This is a genomic window from Pantoea sp. Fr-CA_6 (genome assembly GCF_024520895.1).
GTDB lineage: Bacteria > Pseudomonadota > Gammaproteobacteria > Enterobacterales > Enterobacteriaceae > Pantoea > Pantoea agglomerans.
Genome location: NZ_JALNPO010000001.1, coordinates 479,422 through 496,068, shown reverse-complemented (window position 1 = coordinate 496,068; position 16,647 = coordinate 479,422). Strand labels below are relative to the sequence as shown.

Annotated in this window: 16 protein-coding genes; 8 read left to right on the top strand and 8 right to left on the bottom strand. The window is 57.3% G+C overall.

The features are described 5' to 3' along the window. Window positions 1-159: 159 nt before the first annotated feature. Genes hemA through kdsA form a run of 6 tightly spaced genes read left to right on the top strand, consistent with a single transcriptional unit; the run spans window position 160 to window position 5,481 of the window. Window positions 160-1,416, top strand: a complete 1,257-nt coding sequence (gene hemA, locus NR201_RS02350) for a glutamyl-tRNA reductase (RefSeq protein ID WP_010669985.1) — start codon at window positions 160-162, stop codon at window positions 1,414-1,416. 42 nt (window positions 1,417-1,458) lie between these two features. After that, entirely contained in the window at window positions 1,459-2,541 is a 1,083-nt protein-coding gene (gene prfA, locus NR201_RS02345; RefSeq protein ID WP_033786145.1) for a peptide chain release factor 1, read from the top strand. Further along, window positions 2,541-3,374 (top strand): peptide chain release factor N(5)-glutamine methyltransferase, encoded by an 834-nt coding sequence (gene prmC / locus NR201_RS02340; protein WP_256849330.1) that lies wholly within the window; start codon window positions 2,541-2,543, stop codon window positions 3,372-3,374. Before prfA ends, prmC begins: the two co-directional genes overlap by 1 nt. 23 nt (window positions 3,375-3,397) lie before the next feature. Beyond that, window positions 3,398-3,790 carry a SirB2 family protein gene (locus tag NR201_RS02335; RefSeq protein ID WP_022625782.1) on the top strand — a complete coding sequence of 131 codons (393 nt, stop codon included), beginning with the start codon at window positions 3,398-3,400 and terminating at the stop codon, window positions 3,788-3,790. Between the two features lies 1 nt (window position 3,791). After that, the gene (gene sirB1 / locus NR201_RS02330; RefSeq protein WP_010669988.1) at window positions 3,792-4,601 is read left to right on the top strand and encodes an invasion regulator SirB1; all 810 of its coding nucleotides are present in this window, start codon (window positions 3,792-3,794) and stop codon (window positions 4,599-4,601) included. Window positions 4,602-4,626: 25 nt separating this feature from the next. Then, window positions 4,627-5,481: a 3-deoxy-8-phosphooctulonate synthase gene (kdsA, locus tag NR201_RS02325; protein ID WP_010669989.1), complete on the top strand. Its 855-nt coding sequence runs from the start codon at window positions 4,627-4,629 to the stop codon at window positions 5,479-5,481. Window positions 5,482-5,540: 59 nt separating this feature from the next. On the opposite strand, the gene chaA is transcribed toward kdsA, so the two are convergent. Next, window positions 5,541-6,632: a sodium-potassium/proton antiporter ChaA gene (chaA, locus tag NR201_RS02320; RefSeq protein WP_010669990.1), complete on the bottom strand. Its 1,092-nt coding sequence runs from the start codon at window positions 6,630-6,632 to the stop codon at window positions 5,541-5,543. A 373-nt stretch (window positions 6,633-7,005) separates the two neighbouring features. On the opposite strand from chaA, the gene chaB reads away from it, so the two are divergent. Further along, complete coding sequence (chaB, locus tag NR201_RS02315; RefSeq protein ID WP_010245846.1) at window positions 7,006-7,236, top strand: putative cation transport regulator ChaB; 231 nt, start codon at window positions 7,006-7,008, stop codon at window positions 7,234-7,236. Window positions 7,237-7,462: 226 nt separating this feature from the next. Beyond that, window positions 7,463-8,137 (top strand): gamma-glutamylcyclotransferase, encoded by a 675-nt coding sequence (locus NR201_RS02310; protein ID WP_164480396.1) that lies wholly within the window; start codon window positions 7,463-7,465, stop codon window positions 8,135-8,137. A 73-nt stretch (window positions 8,138-8,210) separates the two neighbouring features. On the opposite strand, the gene NR201_RS02305 is transcribed toward NR201_RS02310, so the two are convergent. Genes NR201_RS02305 through icmH form a run of 7 tightly spaced genes read right to left on the bottom strand, consistent with a single transcriptional unit; the run spans window position 8,211 to window position 16,640 of the window. Next, a complete protein-coding gene (locus NR201_RS02305; RefSeq protein ID WP_022625780.1) occupies window positions 8,211-9,638 on the bottom strand; it encodes a serine/threonine-protein kinase in 1,428 nt (475 codons plus the stop codon). Between the two features lie 44 nt (window positions 9,639-9,682). Continuing rightward, entirely contained in the window at window positions 9,683-10,636 is a 954-nt protein-coding gene (locus NR201_RS02300; protein WP_010245838.1) for a hypothetical protein, read from the bottom strand. Window positions 10,637-10,650: 14 nt separating this feature from the next. Continuing rightward, a complete protein-coding gene (locus NR201_RS02295) occupies window positions 10,651-11,427 on the bottom strand; it encodes a PP2C family serine/threonine-protein phosphatase (RefSeq protein ID WP_256849329.1) in 777 nt (258 codons plus the stop codon). Continuing rightward, window positions 11,424-12,560 (bottom strand): type VI secretion system-associated FHA domain protein TagH, encoded by a 1,137-nt coding sequence (gene tagH / locus NR201_RS02290; protein WP_010245831.1) that lies wholly within the window; start codon window positions 12,558-12,560, stop codon window positions 11,424-11,426. Before tagH ends, NR201_RS02295 begins: the two co-directional genes overlap by 4 nt. Before the next feature lie 36 nt (window positions 12,561-12,596). Next, window positions 12,597-13,295, bottom strand: coding sequence for a type VI secretion system-associated protein TagF (gene tagF / locus NR201_RS02285; RefSeq protein WP_010245828.1), 699 nt, complete (start codon window positions 13,293-13,295; stop codon window positions 12,597-12,599). A gap of 13 nt (window positions 13,296-13,308) precedes the next feature. Beyond that, complete coding sequence (tssM, locus tag NR201_RS02280) at window positions 13,309-15,423, bottom strand: type VI secretion system membrane subunit TssM (RefSeq protein WP_033771588.1); 2,115 nt, start codon at window positions 15,421-15,423, stop codon at window positions 13,309-13,311. Continuing rightward, entirely contained in the window at window positions 15,423-16,640 is a 1,218-nt protein-coding gene (gene icmH / locus NR201_RS02275) for a type IVB secretion system protein IcmH/DotU (RefSeq protein WP_256844171.1), read from the bottom strand. The genes tssM and icmH overlap by 1 nt, the downstream gene beginning before the upstream one ends. Window positions 16,641-16,647: the final 7 nt, after the last annotated feature.

Genomic DNA, 16,647 nt, shown 5'->3' with positions numbered 1-16,647 from the left:
CGGTTTTAACCGTCAATGCTGTTATGCAGCAAATTGAGCACGATCGGGTTAATCTTATTACAGTCATAGCCTTTGTATGGCTTTTCTTGATCTGCCGCATCTTGTAGAATGCGCCTCACAAAACCCTGACATTATTGGGACATCCCAACCAAAACCGCTATGACGCTGCTCGCTCTCGGAATCAATCACAAGACAGCCCCCATTGCTCTGCGCGAACGCGTCTCGTTCGGGCCGGAGACGCTTGAGCAGGCGTTAAACAGCCTGTTATCACAGCCAATGGTGCAGAGCGGCGTGGTGTTGTCCACCTGTAACCGGACTGAACTCTACCTGAGTGTAGAGCAGCAGGCCGACTTACAGGCGCGTCTGGTGAGCTGGTTATGCAATTATCATCAGCTGGATGAGGAGGATGTGCGAAACAGCCTCTACTGGCATCAGGATAACGAGGCGGTCAGCCACCTGATGCGCGTCGCCAGCGGACTCGACTCACTGGTGCTGGGCGAACCGCAGATCCTCGGTCAGGTGAAAAAAGCCTTTGCCGACTCCTCACGCGGTCAGGCGCTGAGCAGTGAACTGGAACGCATGTTCCAGAAAACCTTCTCGGTTGCCAAACGCGTGCGTACGGAAACCGATATCGGTGCCAACGCGGTGTCGGTGGCGTTTGCCGCCTGTACGCTGGCCCGTCAGATCTTCGAATCGCTCTCCTCCGTCAATGTCTTGCTGGTTGGCGCAGGTGAGACCATTGAGCTGGTGGCGCGTCATCTGCGTGAACATCAGGTCAAAAATCTGATCATCGCCAACCGTACCCGCGAACGCGCCGAAACGCTGGCGTCGGAAGTGGGTGCAGAGGTGATCACCCTGGCGGAGATCGACGCCCGTCTGGCAGAAGCCGACATTATTATCTCGTCAACCTCCAGTCCGCTACCGATTATCGGTAAGGGGATGATGGAGCGCGCGCTGAAAGCGCGACGTAACAAGCCAATGCTGCTGGTCGATATTGCGGTTCCGCGCGACGTAGAGCCGGAAGTGGGCGACCTGCCTAACGCCTATCTCTACAGCGTGGATGACCTGCAGGCGATCATCGAGCAGAACCTGGCGCAGCGCAAAGCGGCCGCGGTTCAGGCCGAAAGCATCGTGGTTCAGGAAAGCAGCGAATTCATGGCGTGGCTGCGCTCACAGGGCGCGGTGAATACGATCCGTGAATATCGTTCTCAGGCGGAAGAGATCCGCGCTGAGCTGGAAGGCCGTGCGCTGCAGGCGCTGCAGCAGGGTGCCGATCCGCAGAAAGTCATGCAGGAACTGGCGCACAAGCTGACCAACCGTTTAATACACGCTCCAACCAAATCACTTCAGCAGGCCGCCCGCGACGGCGATAATGAACGCCTGCAGATTTTACGCGACAGCCTGGGTCTCGATTAGGCACACCGCTGTCGCCACCTGTTACGGGAATCCCACATTTAAATGAAAACCTCTATAGTTGCCAAACTGGAAGCCCTGCAGGAGCGCCACGAAGAAGTGGAAGCGATGCTGGGCGATGCAGGCGTGATCGCCGATCAGGAGCGTTTCCGTGCGCTGTCACGCGAATATGCTCAGCTGACCGATGTGACCCGTTGCTTCCGCGACTGGCAGCAGGTGCAGGAAGATATCCAAACCGCGCAGCAGATGCTCGACGATCCTGAAATGCGTGACATGGCTCAGGAAGAGTTGCAGGAAGCGCGTGAGAAGAGTGACGTGCTGGAGCAGCAGTTGCAGGTTCTGTTGCTGCCGAAAGATCCCGACGATGAGCGCGCCTGTTTTATCGAAGTGCGCGCCGGAACCGGCGGCGATGAAGCGGCGATTTTCGCCGGCGATCTCTTCCGCATGTACAGCCGCTATGCCGAAGCGCGTCGCTGGCGCGTGGAGATCATCAGCGCCAACGAAGGCGAGCATGGCGGTTACAAAGAAGTGATTGCCCGCGTCACCGGCGAAGGTGCCTATGGACGCCTGAAGTTTGAGTCAGGCGGCCATCGCGTGCAGCGCGTGCCGGAGACCGAATCCCAGGGCCGCATTCACACCTCAGCCTGTACCGTTGCCGTGATGCCGGAAATCCCGGAAGCGGAACTGCCGGAAATCAATGCGGGCGATCTGAAGATCGATACTTTCCGCTCATCCGGCGCAGGCGGTCAGCACGTTAACACCACCGACTCCGCTATTCGTATTACCCACCTGCCAACCGGTATCGTGGTGGAGTGTCAGGACGAACGTTCACAGCATAAAAACAAAGCCAAAGCGCTGGCGGTGCTGGGCTCGCGTATTCACGCTGCAGAGATGGCCCGCCGTCACGCCGCCGAAGCCAGTACCCGACGCAACCTGCTGGGCAGCGGCGATCGTTCTGACCGTAACCGCACCTACAACTTCCCGCAGGGCCGCGTGACCGATCACCGTATCAACCTGACCATCTACCGTCTGGATGAAGTGATGGAAGGGAAACTCGACAGCCTGATTGAGCCGATTGTTCAGGAGTACCAGGCCGATCAGCTGGCGGCGCTGGCTGGTCAGGATTAATGGATATTCGTCACTGGCTGAAACAGGCGGTCGCCACGCTGTGCGGTGGTGACAGTCCGAAGCGTGACGCAGAGATCCTGTTAGGTTTTGTGACCGGCAAATCACGCAGCTGGTTAATCGCCTTTGATGAAACGGTGCTCAGCGATGAGCAGCTGACGCAGCTGGATAGCCTGCTGGCGCGTCGCGCCCGCGGTGAGCCGGTGGCGCATCTGGTGGGCGAACGCGAGTTCTGGTCGCTGCCATTGCGCGTCAATGACGCCACGCTGATCCCGCGCCCGGATACCGAACTGCTGGTTGAACAGGCGCTGGCACATCTGCCCGCGACACCGGCAACCATTCTGGACATGGGCACCGGCACCGGAGCGATTGCGCTGGCGCTGGCCAGCGAGCGTCCCGATTGTCAGGTCACCGGCGTGGATCGCATTGAAGCCGCCGTTGAGCTGGCAAACAGTAATGCGCAGCAGCTCAGCCTCACCAACACCACCTTTCTGCTCAGTCACTGGTTCCAGGCGCTGACGCCACAGCGCTTTACCCTCATTGTCAGCAACCCACCCTACATAGATGCCAGCGATGCTCATCTGGAGCAGGGTGACGTGCGCTTTGAACCGCGCAGCGCGCTGGTGGCGGATGAAGCGGGACTGGCGGATCTGCGCACGCTGATCGAGCAGGCACCTGCGTGGCTGTTGCCGGGGGGCTGGCTGCTGCTGGAACATGGCTGGCAGCAGGGCGAGGCGGTCGCCACGCTGATGCGGCAAAAAGGCTATCACGCCGTGGAAACCGTCGATGATTACGGTGGCAATCCGCGTGTGACCTTAGGCCAGTTCCCTTCATAAAAGCGCTTTGAAAAGGATTCATGATGTTCGCCTTTTATCCCCTGATTAAAAATCTGCACATCTTAACGGTGGTGCTTACCGTGACGCTGTTCCTGCTGCGGTTTTACTGGCTGCGCCGTGGATCGGCAATGATGACGAAACGCTGGGTGCGCATCCTGCCGCACGCTAACGACACCCTGTTACTGGTGACCGGCGTCTCGCTGGTGATGATTACCCACTTCTATCCCTTTACACCGCAAGGAAGCTGGCTGACGGAGAAGCTTTTAGCGGTTATCATCTACATCGCCTTAGGATTTGTGGCATTGAGTCGCCGTCCACGCACTGATCGCACCCGCTGGATCGCTTTTCTGGTAGCGTTAATCGCCCTGGTGGCCATCATTAAGCTGGCGCTGACCAAAATGCCGTTATGGGGATAGCATGACCTCGACCGAACAATTAGATTTCAGCCAGACACCGCTGTGTGAAGCGGTGATTGGTGCCACGCTTGCCATCCGCGCCGATTTCCCGGCGTTGTCGGTGGAAGCACAACTTGCGGCGTTAGTCGCCGAAGCACGTGACTATGTCAGCCATACCGAAGATGCTGACATGCAGCTCGAAAAGCTGCTGGAACTGTTCTATCGCCAGTGGGGATTTTGCGGGGCCAGTGGCGTCTACAATCTTTCTGATGCCCTCTGGATCGACAATGTGCTGAAGACCCGTCGTGGCACGGCGGTGTCACTGGGCGTTATCCTGCTGCACATCGCCGCCGAGCTGGAACTGCCGCTGATGCCGGTGATCTTCCCGACGCAGCTGATTCTGCGCGCCGACTGGATTGATGGCGATAAGTGGATGATCAACCCGTTTAATGGCGAAACCCTTGACCGGCACACGCTGGAAGTGTGGCTCAAAGGCAATATCAGCCCGACAGCGCGTCTGTATGACGACGATCTCGACGAAGCCAAAACCGTCACCGTGATGCGCAAGATGCTCGACACGCTGAAAGCGGCGTTGATGGAAGAGAAGAAGATGGAGCTGGCGCTGAATGTCAGTCAGGTGCTGTTGCGTATCGATCCTGACGATCCCTACGAAATCCGCGATCGCGGTTTGATCTACGCGCAGCTGGAGTGCGAACATATCGCCCTGAATGATTTAACGTACTTCGTTGAGCAGTGTCCTGAAGACCCGGTCAGCGAAATGATCAAAGTTCAGATTCACGCAATCGAACAAAAACAGGTCACGCTGCACTAAGCGGACCCACTGAAAAGGAAAGGGCATGACACAGAAAGTCGTGAGTATTGGCGATATCAAAGTCGCAAACGATCTGCCATTTGTGCTGTTTGGCGGGATGAACGTACTGGAGTCGCGCGACCTGGCGATGCGCATCTGCGAACACTACGTTACCGTCACCAGTAAGCTTGGTATTCCTTACGTATTCAAAGCGTCATTTGATAAAGCGAACCGCTCCTCTATTCACTCCTATCGTGGCCCTGGCCTGGAAGAGGGGATGAAGATTTTCCAGGAGCTGAAGCAGGCTTTCGGCGTCAAAATTATCACTGATGTGCATGAAGCGTCCCAGGCGCAGCCGGTCTCTGAAGTGGTTGATGTGATCCAGCTGCCCGCGTTTCTGGCGCGTCAGACTGACCTGGTGGAAGCGATGGCGAAAACCGGCGCGGTGATCAACGTCAAGAAGCCCCAGTTCGTCAGCCCGGGTCAGATGGGCAACATCGTTGATAAGTTCGCTGAAGGTGGCAACGAGCAGGTCATCCTGTGCGATCGCGGCAGCAATTTCGGCTACGACAATCTGGTTGTCGATATGCTCGGCTTTAACGTGATGAAGAAAGTCACCAAAAACAGCCCGGTGATTTTCGATGTGACCCATGCGCTGCAGACGCGCGATCCGTTTGGCGCAGCATCAGGCGGTCGTCGTGCTCAGGTGGCTGAGCTGGCGCGTGCCGGTATGGCGGTCGGCATTGCCGGTCTGTTTATCGAAGCGCACCCGGATCCTGAACACGCCCTGTGTGACGGCCCATCCGCGTTGCCGCTGGATAAGCTGGAGCCATTCCTGGTGCAGATGAAAGCGATTGACGATCTGGTGAAAAGCTTCCCGGAACTCGATACCAGCAAATAAGTTTGCAGTAAAAAAAGAGCGATTAATCGCTCTTTTTTTTCGCCTGAAATCCGGTGACGTTACAGCATGATGGTCATCAGATAACCGATAAACAACGCCAGATGCGCGGCTCCATTCAGTACATTTGTGCGTCCGGTCGAGAAGGAGAGCTGACAGAGAATCAGCGACGCCATCATAATCACCATCTGCGGCGGCTCCAGACCAAATATCAGCTCCTGTCCGGTCAGGGTGGCGATAATGGTTACCGCCGGTACCGTGAGTGAGATGGTCGCCAGCACTGAACCAAAGAAGAGGTTCATGGCGCGCTGCACCTGATTCATCAGCACGGCCCTGATCGCCCCCAGGCCTTCCGGTGAGAGGATCAGCAGGGCCACCAGGAAACCGGTAAACTGTGCCGGTGCATTCAGATCCGTCAGCAGGCTTTCCAGCGTATTAGCATTCATCTTGGTCACGGCAATGACCGCAATCAGATGCACGATCAGCCAGCTGGTATGCCAGAAGCTGCTGTGGGCAGACGGTTTGCCATGATGCGGGTCGCCATCATCGCTCTCATCTTCATGCTCATAGACAAACAGGCTCTGGTGGGTTTTGGTCTGAATCAGCAGGAACACGCCATACATCGCCGCTGAAATCGCCGCGATCAGCAGTGCCTGAGTGACAGAGAAATTACCGCCCGGCAGTGCGTTGGGAAACACCAGCACCAGAATCGCCAGGGGAAAGATAGCGATCAGATATTGCTTCACGCCCGCCAGATTCACGTATTGCGTCGCAAACTTATTACCGCCCAGCAGCAGCGCAAAGCCAACCAGTCCACCGGTTACAATCATCACGATCGAATAGAGCGTATCGCGCATCAGCCCGGGTGCGGCATCGCCGGTCGCCATCAGCGCCGAGATCAGGCTCACTTCCAGAATCACCACGGACAGACTCAGGATCAGAGAGCCATAGGGCTCGCCCAGCCGGTGCGCCAGCACGTCGGCATGTCGTACAACGCTAAAGGCGCTGCTCAGAATGGCAACCAGCGCCACTAAGTTGATACCGACTACAATCGGAAATGATGTGGTTGCACCAAAAAAATAGAGTATACCCAGCGTGATAAGGGGAAGTATCAGCGAGAATTCCTTGTGACGTGTTTTTTCATGTGAAGGCATTCACCATCCTCTCTGGTTAATGATTATCCGGACACAGCGATTGCTGCTGTTAGAAATATAATCAGTTTTAGGGCAGGGCGCAGTTTATCTTTTCACCGGTCCGAACGGGAAAAATTTACTGCTTTTTACTTAAATGCAATAAATGGTCGAAGCGGTATTAACCTGAAGTTATCTCAAATATTGCAATATTAATCAGGCCACAACAATTTCTCTTTACCCACCTATCTGACCGTCAAATGCCGGAAAATCTGCTTATCATTGTAACTTGTGTCGACTGTTTCTGGTTTTTAATTTGAAGGGGAGATAAGTGGCTGTTTGTATTTTTATTCTGTTGCGCCAGGCTTAACAGGAATCCATAAACTGAGGAGTCGTTATGCCTTACTCTAAACGAACCGACTTACCTGACAACGTAAAACACGTGCTTCCCGCGCATGCGCAGGATATCTATCAGCAGGCATTTAACAGCGCGTGGGAAGAATATAAAGAGGCTAAGGATCGACGGGGCGATGATTCGCGGGAAGAGGTGGCGCACAAAGTCGCCTGGGCAGCCGTAAAGAAAGAGTATGAGAAAGGTGATGACGATAAGTGGCATCCTAAACGTTAACGCCGTCGCTAGCCTGTTCACGCCAAAGGGCCAGGATTATCTGGCCCTTTTTTTCATCTTCGCTATAAGGTTTATCTGGTTTTTTTTAACCTGCGACCGGAATCACGCTTGTAACCCCGCGCGGAAATAGATTAATGTCAATTTGATGAACGAAACGCAGCGCCGTTTTGGAGATCATGTTACAGGAGCCATTCTGCAGGACGCCGTTGATGTTGAGGAGGTCGCATTGCTTACCCGGGAATTTCTATTAAAAGCGGATTGTAAAACGTCGTTCGGGGATATCGAAGAGGCGTTGCTCTGGAGTTGCGAGCAGCGCGCGGCCTCGCTGGCAGCCACGCTGGCCTGTCGTCCCGATCACAGCCCGGTATGGATCTTTGGTTACGGCTCGCTGATGTGGAACCCGATTTTTGAGGCGGATGAAGTGGCGTCCGGTTCGCTGGAGGGCTGGCACCGTGCTTTCTGCCTGCGGCTGATTGCCGGACGTGGCACCGCCACGCATCCCGGCCGCATGCTGGCGCTGAAGCAGGGTGGCAGAACCACGGGTCTGGCGTTTCGTCTGCCGGAAGAACGGCTGCATGAAGAGCTGGCGCTGCTGTGGAAGCGTGAGATGATCACTGGCTGCTATCTTCCAACCTGGTGTGAATTACAGCTGGAGGATGGTCGCAGCGTCACTGCGCTGACCTTTATTATGGATCCGCGTCATCCGTTGTATGAATCGGACTCCTGCCCGGAGGCGATTGCGCCATTGATTGCTGCGGCCAGCGGCCCGCTGGGCTCGAATGCGCAATATCTGTTTGCTCTGGAAGAGGAGCTGACCCGGCGCGGCATGGAGGAGGAGAGTCTGAGCCGGCTGGCCCATCAGGTGCGGACACTGCAGCAAGCCTGTCTGAAGCAGGCCTGAACCGGGGCATAAGCAGAGTAAAAGGGCGCGACACTGTCGCGCCCTTTTACGATCCGGCTGCGGATTACCGGGCTTAGTTACCCGGATTAATCAGCCAGGTGCCGGGCTTATCGATGGTCAGGGATTGTGTGTGCGTCTCACTGCCATTCTTAACATCAATTTTGTACTGTCCCGCCGCCAGATTCAGCGCGGCAAATCCACTGCTGCCCGGTTTTACCTCGACCGGCTGTCCGTTAAGCACCACGCTTTCACCGCTCTCCAGCTTAAGATAGACGGTCGCCAGCGCGGCCGGAACGGCAGCGGCTGACGGAATTGATGCGGGCGCCTGCGTCATGGCTGAGCTGTTGTTAACCACCTCTGGTGTGGCACTGTGGCGATTCGCCAGCCAGGTGGCGACAACCACGGCCAGAATAGCCACGGCAGCCAGACCCAGCAATCCAGGCGACAGTTTACGCACCGTGCGCGGCGTCACCGGCTCGGCGGAGGCGGCGGCATGATTCATCGCCATCACCACCGGCGCAGCAGCCTCCACCGGCTCCTCGACCGGCAGAGCAGGCGACTCGCCCGGCACCGGGAAGCTGTTTACCACCGCTTCCACATCACTGACCGGCAGATCAATCAACGCGGCAAAGGCATCAATCGTTTGTGGGCGATCGCCTGGCTTCATTGCCAGCGCGCAGTCAATGGCATGCAGCAGCGGCAGTGAGTAGCCTTCTGGCTGGCGTTCCACCAGCGGCTGATAATTATCTTCAATGCAGCGCACCACGCTGACCGGCGGCGGATTACCGGTAATCAGGTTATGCAGCACCGCGCCCAGGGCGTAGATATCGGTCCACGGCCCCTGTTCAACTTCACCCTCTTCGCTGTACTGCTCAATCGGCGCAAAGCCAGGTTTAAGCATGATTTCCGTTTCGTCAGAGAGGTTGCCAATCTCTTTACGCGCCGAGCCAAAATCGAGCAGAACCGGCAGCTGGTTCTCCTGAATCTGAATATTGTCGAGCGAGATATCGCGATGCAGATAGCCGGCCTGATGGATAGTGCTGATGGCACCCAACAGCGGCGGCAGCAGGCGGCGGATCCAGGCTTCAGTGATCGACGCCGGGCTGGTTACCTGCCACTCTTTCAGCGTCATACCGCTGTAGTAGAGCGTGCCCATATAGGCTGTGCCGTTCTGCTCCCAGAAGCGCAGCACGTGCAGCAGTCCCGGATGATTAAAGCGAGCCAGCAGACGCGCTTCCTGAATAAAGCTGGTGAGCCCGGCATTAAACAGCTTCTGGAAACGCTCACCGCGCAGCTCCAGCGTTAAATCGGCGGCACGGACTGCCAGCGACACCGGCATGTACTCTTTGATTGCAATAGTGCGTTCAAGCTGGTGATCCCACGCGCGATAGACGATGCCGAAGCCGCCGCCTCCGATCACTTCCTTGATCTCAAACTCATTGAAACGGTATCCGTCAGGCAGGGCATTCGGAACGGTTTTCGGATTATCATTTGCCGACATAGTGAACTCTCTGTACACGGCCTGCTCGCCAGGCTGCGCGATAATTAATTGATGTTACGCCAGGCACCAATGGCAGGATCAACCAGATCCGCGTGCAGGGTGTCGATGAGTAACACATTCACTTTTTGCTGTGGCATGAAATAGGGCGCCCAGTGGCTGCGCAACGTATCAACTCGCGATTTCACAGCGTCAGCATCCTGCTGCGCAGCATTCTTATCCATCTTTATCAACAGGGCACCATTGAAGCGCCAGACATGTTGTTTGGCATCAAAGGGCAGCACCAGCCAGCTATCATTCGCATCCGGGCGTGTCACAATCATGCGCTGATTGTTCGCGGCGATAACCTCCAGCTTGCTGTCCGGGATCGTCAGATTGGCGATGGGATAGCCCTGATAAAAGGTGACTGCCACCGGCGTTGGGTGGTCTGGGGTCGCCAGCATCAACTCACTTTTGCCTTCTGCCCAGCCATCCGGTGAGCACTGCTGCTTGCTGACATCCGGGATAAACAGGGTCTGGGCATTTTCATCCCAGGCGGTGCGAAAATGGCAGCCGCTGGGGAGATCAAAATGTTGCAGCGGCGTGCTGTTGGCGGGCCGAGACAGGTCAAGCGGTGCAGCATTACTCTCACTGGCGCTGGCGGTGGCATCTGCCATCACGATAGGACGCCAGTTCTGCAGCTTACTGGCGCTGCCGCTGGCCAGTACGCCACCCTCTTTACTGGTCATCTGCCAGGGCAGCTCGTCCAGTAATCCGCACTGATTAGCGAGCAGGGTGCCGACGCGCGGTAAAAAGGTGGTCAGCACCGCCGAATCCTTACTTTTGCCGGAGACGATGCGCAGTGGCAGCGTCTCTTTGCACCAGTCGTCAGGCGCTTTACTCACCACATTATCGATATAGACCTCCAGCGCCAGGCTGGGGGAGTAAACAACCCGATAATTTTCAGCCTGGGCGTGAAAGGCAATCAGCAGGGTGATGATGCCGGGCAACCACAGTTTCATAAGGATCCTTGGAATCAAAAACGAGGCGGCAGAAAGCGCGCCGAATCAGCCAGTGAATAGAGCAGCGTTGCCTCCTCCGGCTCACCAATCCAGACCGCCAGTGCGCTGAGATTATCTTTCTTAACGTTGCGGCTCACCGCCTGTTCCATCAGAGCCAGCCACTCTTCGCAGGCATTCACCATGCGCAGCGCCTGTTCCATTTCATGACTGGCCAGATTCAGCCAGAAGCCATCGGTGCAGACCAGAAACACGTCGCCATCCTCCAGCGCAATCTCCTGCGAAAAGCTTACTAAGCGAGGCGGTTCAGCGCCGAGCGCATTATAGAGTAAATTACTGTTAATGCCGGTATTTTCATAGCCCGCTTCTTTCAGCTGCTGGGCCAGACTGTGATCGCGAGTGACCTCATGAAGCACGCCGCGGCGGAAGTGGTAAACCCGGCTGTCACCGGCATGCGCCCACCATGCGCGCTGTTTTTCACGGTCAATAAACAGGGCCGCCAGCGTGGTGCTCATGCGTGAATATTTCGGATTTTTACCCTGTGCCTCATGCAGCGCTAAGCGGCACTGTTCAATCGCCTGATGGGTTATCTCCGGCGTCAGGTCGGCGTGCGCCTGTAACTGGCTCAGCAGGGTGTCACGCACCAGCTGTGCCGCCATCTCGCCGCCGGGCAGACCGGCCACGCCATCGCAGACCACAAAGCAGGCTTTACGCTCATCCAGCTCTGCGCCGGTGCGATCCTGATTCTCATCGCGTAGCCCCTGCTGGCAGCGGCTGGCAAAAACGATTTTCATGGTTCATCTACCCGCGTCTGAGAGTCCTTATACTGATTCACCTCCATGTCATAGGCATGGAGAAAGGCCTCGCCAAACAGCGTATGGAAATCATCTTCGATCTCTCCGGCCGTACGCTGATAATTACGGGTGAAGTAGTCCCACAGCGCCGCCTTCTTCATGGCGGAAAAGGGCATTTTTGACACCACGCCATCGGCACGCGCCTGCTCCTCCAGCCGCTGCGGATTAAAGGATTGCAGCATCGCCGCAATAATGGCGCGGATACCGGCAATCATCCCCAGCTGGTGGGCCTGCAAATCGACCAGGGCATCGCGTACCGCCTGTTCCGGCGGCATAAACCCGGGCATCTGGCTCTGGTACATCTGCATCAGCACGGTTTTGCCGGAGGGCAGGATCTTGAACGGATTGTTGGCCTCATTCAGGATCATCGTCATGTCCGCTTTGACACCACGCTTGAGAATGGATCGCGAAGAGAGCAGCGCGACAGTGCCCTGGGAAAAGAGGCTCAGCATCCGGCCAGTAATGCGCATCTGCTCTTCATCCACCGGCGTGGCGTGACCGTTGCTCAGCCCCATCCCCTCCAGCAGTGCGGCGATCAGCCGATCCTGATCCACCGGCTGCGCCGTCAGCGCCCGACGCGGCTCGCTGGCCTGGGGGTCGATAGCCAGTCGCGCATCGTTGTGGCGCTCGTGGCGTGAGGGCGTGACCTCACTGACCAGCAGCCGGTCCTCAACCTCATGATGTTCGTGAATGCCCAGCGGATTCGCGGGCTGAGCGCTGTCGCCAGCAAACAGCGCCAGCGGATCGCTCTGCGTGTCGTGGCAGGCGGGGTCTCGTACTTCCAGCGCATAGTCACCGATGCGCAGCGCATCGCCATGCTTCAGCACGACCTGCATGCCGCGACCCAGGGTAATGCCGTTATGCTCCACCGGGGTCACGCTGCCCTGGTTCGTCAGACGGCACTCTCCGTCATGCGACAGGTGAACCAGCGCCTGCAGACGCGAAATGGCCCGAGTCTCATCTGGCAGCACCAGATCGTTGTCCTGACTGCGGCCAATGGTACCGCCAGGCGGTTGAAACGCGACGCTTCTGACCGGAACATCCGTAGTGCATTGCACAATGGTAAATTGCATGAGTTATCCCAGATTGAACGGCAAACGCTTCCGGCCTCACTCGAACATCGGAGGATAGAGGCCATTACGTCCCGGCTGTGAACCTGCCGCCGGGTTAAACAGTAACGAAAACAGTTGCGCGGTGAGGTTGCCGCTGTGCTTGTGGGTCGCGTGGGCAAAACCATCACTGCGGTTACTCCACCAGTAGCTCATATGCTGCTGAGGGTCGAAACGTTCAGCCACTTCACGCCAGCTCAGCGTGCAGGGCAGATCCTGAAAACCGATCACATCCATGATTTCAGAGGGCTTCCTGGCCGGCACCAGCAGCGGTGGCAAAGCCTGTATCTGCTGCTCTAACTGCTCGCCGTTCAGCGGTGTCTGAACCGCCCGTAACAGTGTCGCGCCCAGATCCTGAAACCAGTCGCCGGAAATGGTCAGCTGAGCAGGATGCCACTGAGCCAGCGTGAAGCTGTGCAGGGCCAGCAGCGGCCAGGCGCGTCCGACGCGGTCACAGGAGGGCAGCAGACAACCCATCTGTATCTGCGGTCGGGTCGCGGTAACCGGCAGCACAAAGTTCCACACCGGCGCGTGGAGAAAGTCCGCGCTGTAGGAATACGCCTGCTGATGCCAGTGCATTAATCCCTGCTGGAACCAGTGATTCCACGGGCTAATCTGTTGCTCGCTCAGTCGATGGTGCAGAAAGTCACCGGTCGACGGCAGCTTGCCATACCAGCCGGGGGCCGTGTAAGCAGCCATGTTCACCTCACCATTACTCGCTATGCGAGTTTGATTGCGGGGCCGGGTGCCGCGGCGCTACCGCCAGCATGCCGCCCGCCTGGTCCGCAATTTTCAGATTCTCTGCAAGCTTGCGCATCATCAGTGCATTATCACGTGCATAAGGCGACGACTGAATCTGCTGATCCAGCAGCTGGCTCAGGTGCCAGTCAAGCTGCTGCAGGTCGCGGGCGCTTACCGTATCGGGCAGGGAGCGCTGTAAATTTTGCAGCAGCCAGGCCCGTAAAAACTCGCCATCATAATTACGCGGTTGATAGAGCATCTGATAGGCGCGCAGCGCATTGCGGCTGTAGGCGTTATCATCACCCGGGTCGTTGCGCAGGATATTCGTGATCTGCTGCGCCACACGCGGCAGCAACAAAGACTTAAGCGCATTTTGATAAAGCACCCAGGCGGCATCGCTGATCTGATTACCCCGGTATAAGCCCGCCCGCATAGTAAGCGGCGGATTATCGAGGGAAAAGCGCGCCGAGAGCGGCAACTTCACCAGGTTATTCAGAAAGGGTAGCAGATCAAAAATATTATCAGCAGGCTGATGAATCACCTGCTGACTTTGCTCACGGATAAGTGGTACCCGTGCGGCAACCTGCTGCAGATACTGTTGATTCTGGTAGTAACTGATGCCCCACAGGCTGGAGGCGATCAGCAGGGCGCCTGCCAGCACGCCGTAGCCAATCCAGTGGAACAGCTGATTACGGTACTCCCAGCGGCGATTACTGCCGGCCAGGCCGCTCTCTTTGAATATCAGATCGCTGAGCAGGTCACGAATAAAGAAGCTCTGGCCTTTGTTGCCGGGAATCGGACTGTTGCGATTAACGCTGTCCCAGGCCGCAATCGAGTGATCGCCCGCCTGACGCAACTGCAGTTTGCGGCTCAGTTCACCCATCACCCGATCAAACGGCAGGCCTTCCTGCGTTCCGCTGGTGAAGAAGAGGCCGCGCGGGCTCCAGGCGACCGCATCCTGATGGTCAGAAAAAACGATATCCAGATATTCGTTCAGCAGTGGACGCAGCGAGGCGAACTCCTGCGGGAAGAGGAAGCACTCAGCGCGCTCGTTCAGGTCGCGCTCATGGGTCATCTGCTCCGCCAGTTGTTGCTGGAGCTGCTGTTCCAGCCGCTGAAACTGCTGGCCAAAATGGCGATGCCAGTCATCTTTGTGCGGCTTGCCCAGCTCCCAGTTAAACGTGAAGCCCCAGATAGCATCTCGCCGCGCTTTATCAATCGAGCCGAAGTAGCTCATAAAGCCTTTCAGCAGATCGGTTTTGGTGACCATCACATAAACCGGGAAGTGAATACCGGTCTGCTGATGCAGTTCTGCCATGCGCTCTCGCAGCGCGCTGGCCTGGGCGAAACGCGCTTCGGCTGAATCACTCAGCAGATCGGCGACGCTGATGGTCATGATCACACCGTTAATCGGCTGGCGGGTGCGATAGCGTTTCAGCAGATTGATAAAACTGTGCCATTCCGCGGCATCTCGCACGCGCTGGCTCTCCTGCAACGCATAACGACCGGCGGTATCAATCAGCACCGCGCTGTCAGTAAACCACCAGTCACAGTTGCGGGTGCCCCCGACGCCGCGAACCGCATTTTTGCCCAGCGTATCGGTCAGCGGGAAATCGAGGCCGGCATTAAACAGTGCGGTGGTTTTACCGGCGCCGGGCGCACCCATGACCAGGTACCAGGGCAGCTGATAGAGATAATTAGCGTTAAAGCGTGAGAGCAGGTTCCCGCTGTGACGACGGCCAAACTGGGTGCGTTTCAGCTGCATCGCAGCTTCGCTGAAGCGCTGGTTGAGCCGCTCTTCGGTCATCTGACGTTCCGCCGGGTCGTCGTTGCCCGACAGCTGAAGCTGGGTCAGTAAGCGGCTGTTGAACCAGGCACGATAGAGCGACGGGATCAGCTGGAACAGGATCCAGAGAAAATAGAGGGCGCTCACGGTGAGCTGGCGAGGCAGCACGGGTTCCAGTGGGCGCGATTCGCCCCATGACCAGAACGGCCCCAACATCCAGACCAGACAGCTCAGCGCCGTGACGCCAATAAAGCTCCACAGCAGGCGATGCGTTAGCAGCAGGCGAAGGGAGGCGCGCATTATTGTGCTCCTTGATGATTACTGAGCGTTTCAGGCGCGGCAAACAGGGTGATTTCAACGCGGCGGTTGCGGGTCCGGTTTTCGCTGCTGTCGTTGGGCAGCAGCGGGTCGCTGTCGCCGCGGCCTTCGGAGCGAACCGTATGGCCGTCAGCCAGTTGCAGTTGTAACAACTGGGTAATGGCGCGGGCGCGGGCAAATGAGAACTCATAGCTGGAGGCAAAGCGGCTGTTATCCACCGGATGATCATCGGTAAACACCGACACCAGAATGGTCCCTTTGACATCTTTCATTGCGGTTGAGACGCGGGCCAGCAGGGCGCGCCCCACCGGATTGATCACCGTGCCCTGTTCGGCGAACAGTTTGTCCGCGGGGATGATCACTTTGCTGCCAAAGGCACCATCGCTGACCTCAAGCTGCCCGGCTGCAATCACATCATTCAGGCGCTGACGCAGATCGAGTAGCGCCTGCGGGGAAGAGGGACGACGGCCCGCGGTAATCTGCGGCAGCGGCGTCTGATAGATAGTACGCAGCAACGGTTCGGCGGCATTGCCGAGACGCCAGTTCAGGCCGCTGTAGATCAGGCAGCCGATCAGCGCGACCAGCATGGCACAGGCCCAGAGCGGCACCATCGGGCGGGCGAGGGTGCTCACCAGCGGATGCACTTCAACCAGTGGCGGTTGCGCTGTCTGGCGCTGGGCGCGCGTTTCGTCAATCAGGGTTTTCAGGCGTTTACGGATACCATCGCACTGGGCGCGACCATTTTCACTGCCGCGATAGCGGCCTTCATAGCCCAGCAGCAGACAGTATTGCACCACTTCCAGCAGCCAGAGGTGTTGTTGCGGGCTTTGTGAAATGCGCGACAGCAGTTGAAAGAATTTCTCGCCGCCCCAGCTTTCATTATGGAAGGTCACCAGCATGCCGTTGCCAGACCAGACGCCGCGCGTGCCCCAGGGGGTTTGCGCTGCCGCTTCATCGAGCGCGCTGCAGATGCAGTAACGCACGCCGATAATCATCTCAAACGGCAGCCCTGCCTGTTTACAGCGTTGTTCAAACTGGCGGATTTCATCGATCAGAGACTGGCGCAGACCCGCAGGGTCATCGTGGGTGGCTGCCTGACGAATTTGCACCACCGCGTTCAGCAGTGGCGCCGCAGCCTGAAGTAAGAGATTCTCATTGCCTGAGGGGGTCGCCTCACGCGCAGGGGATTCCACAGTCATTAATTCG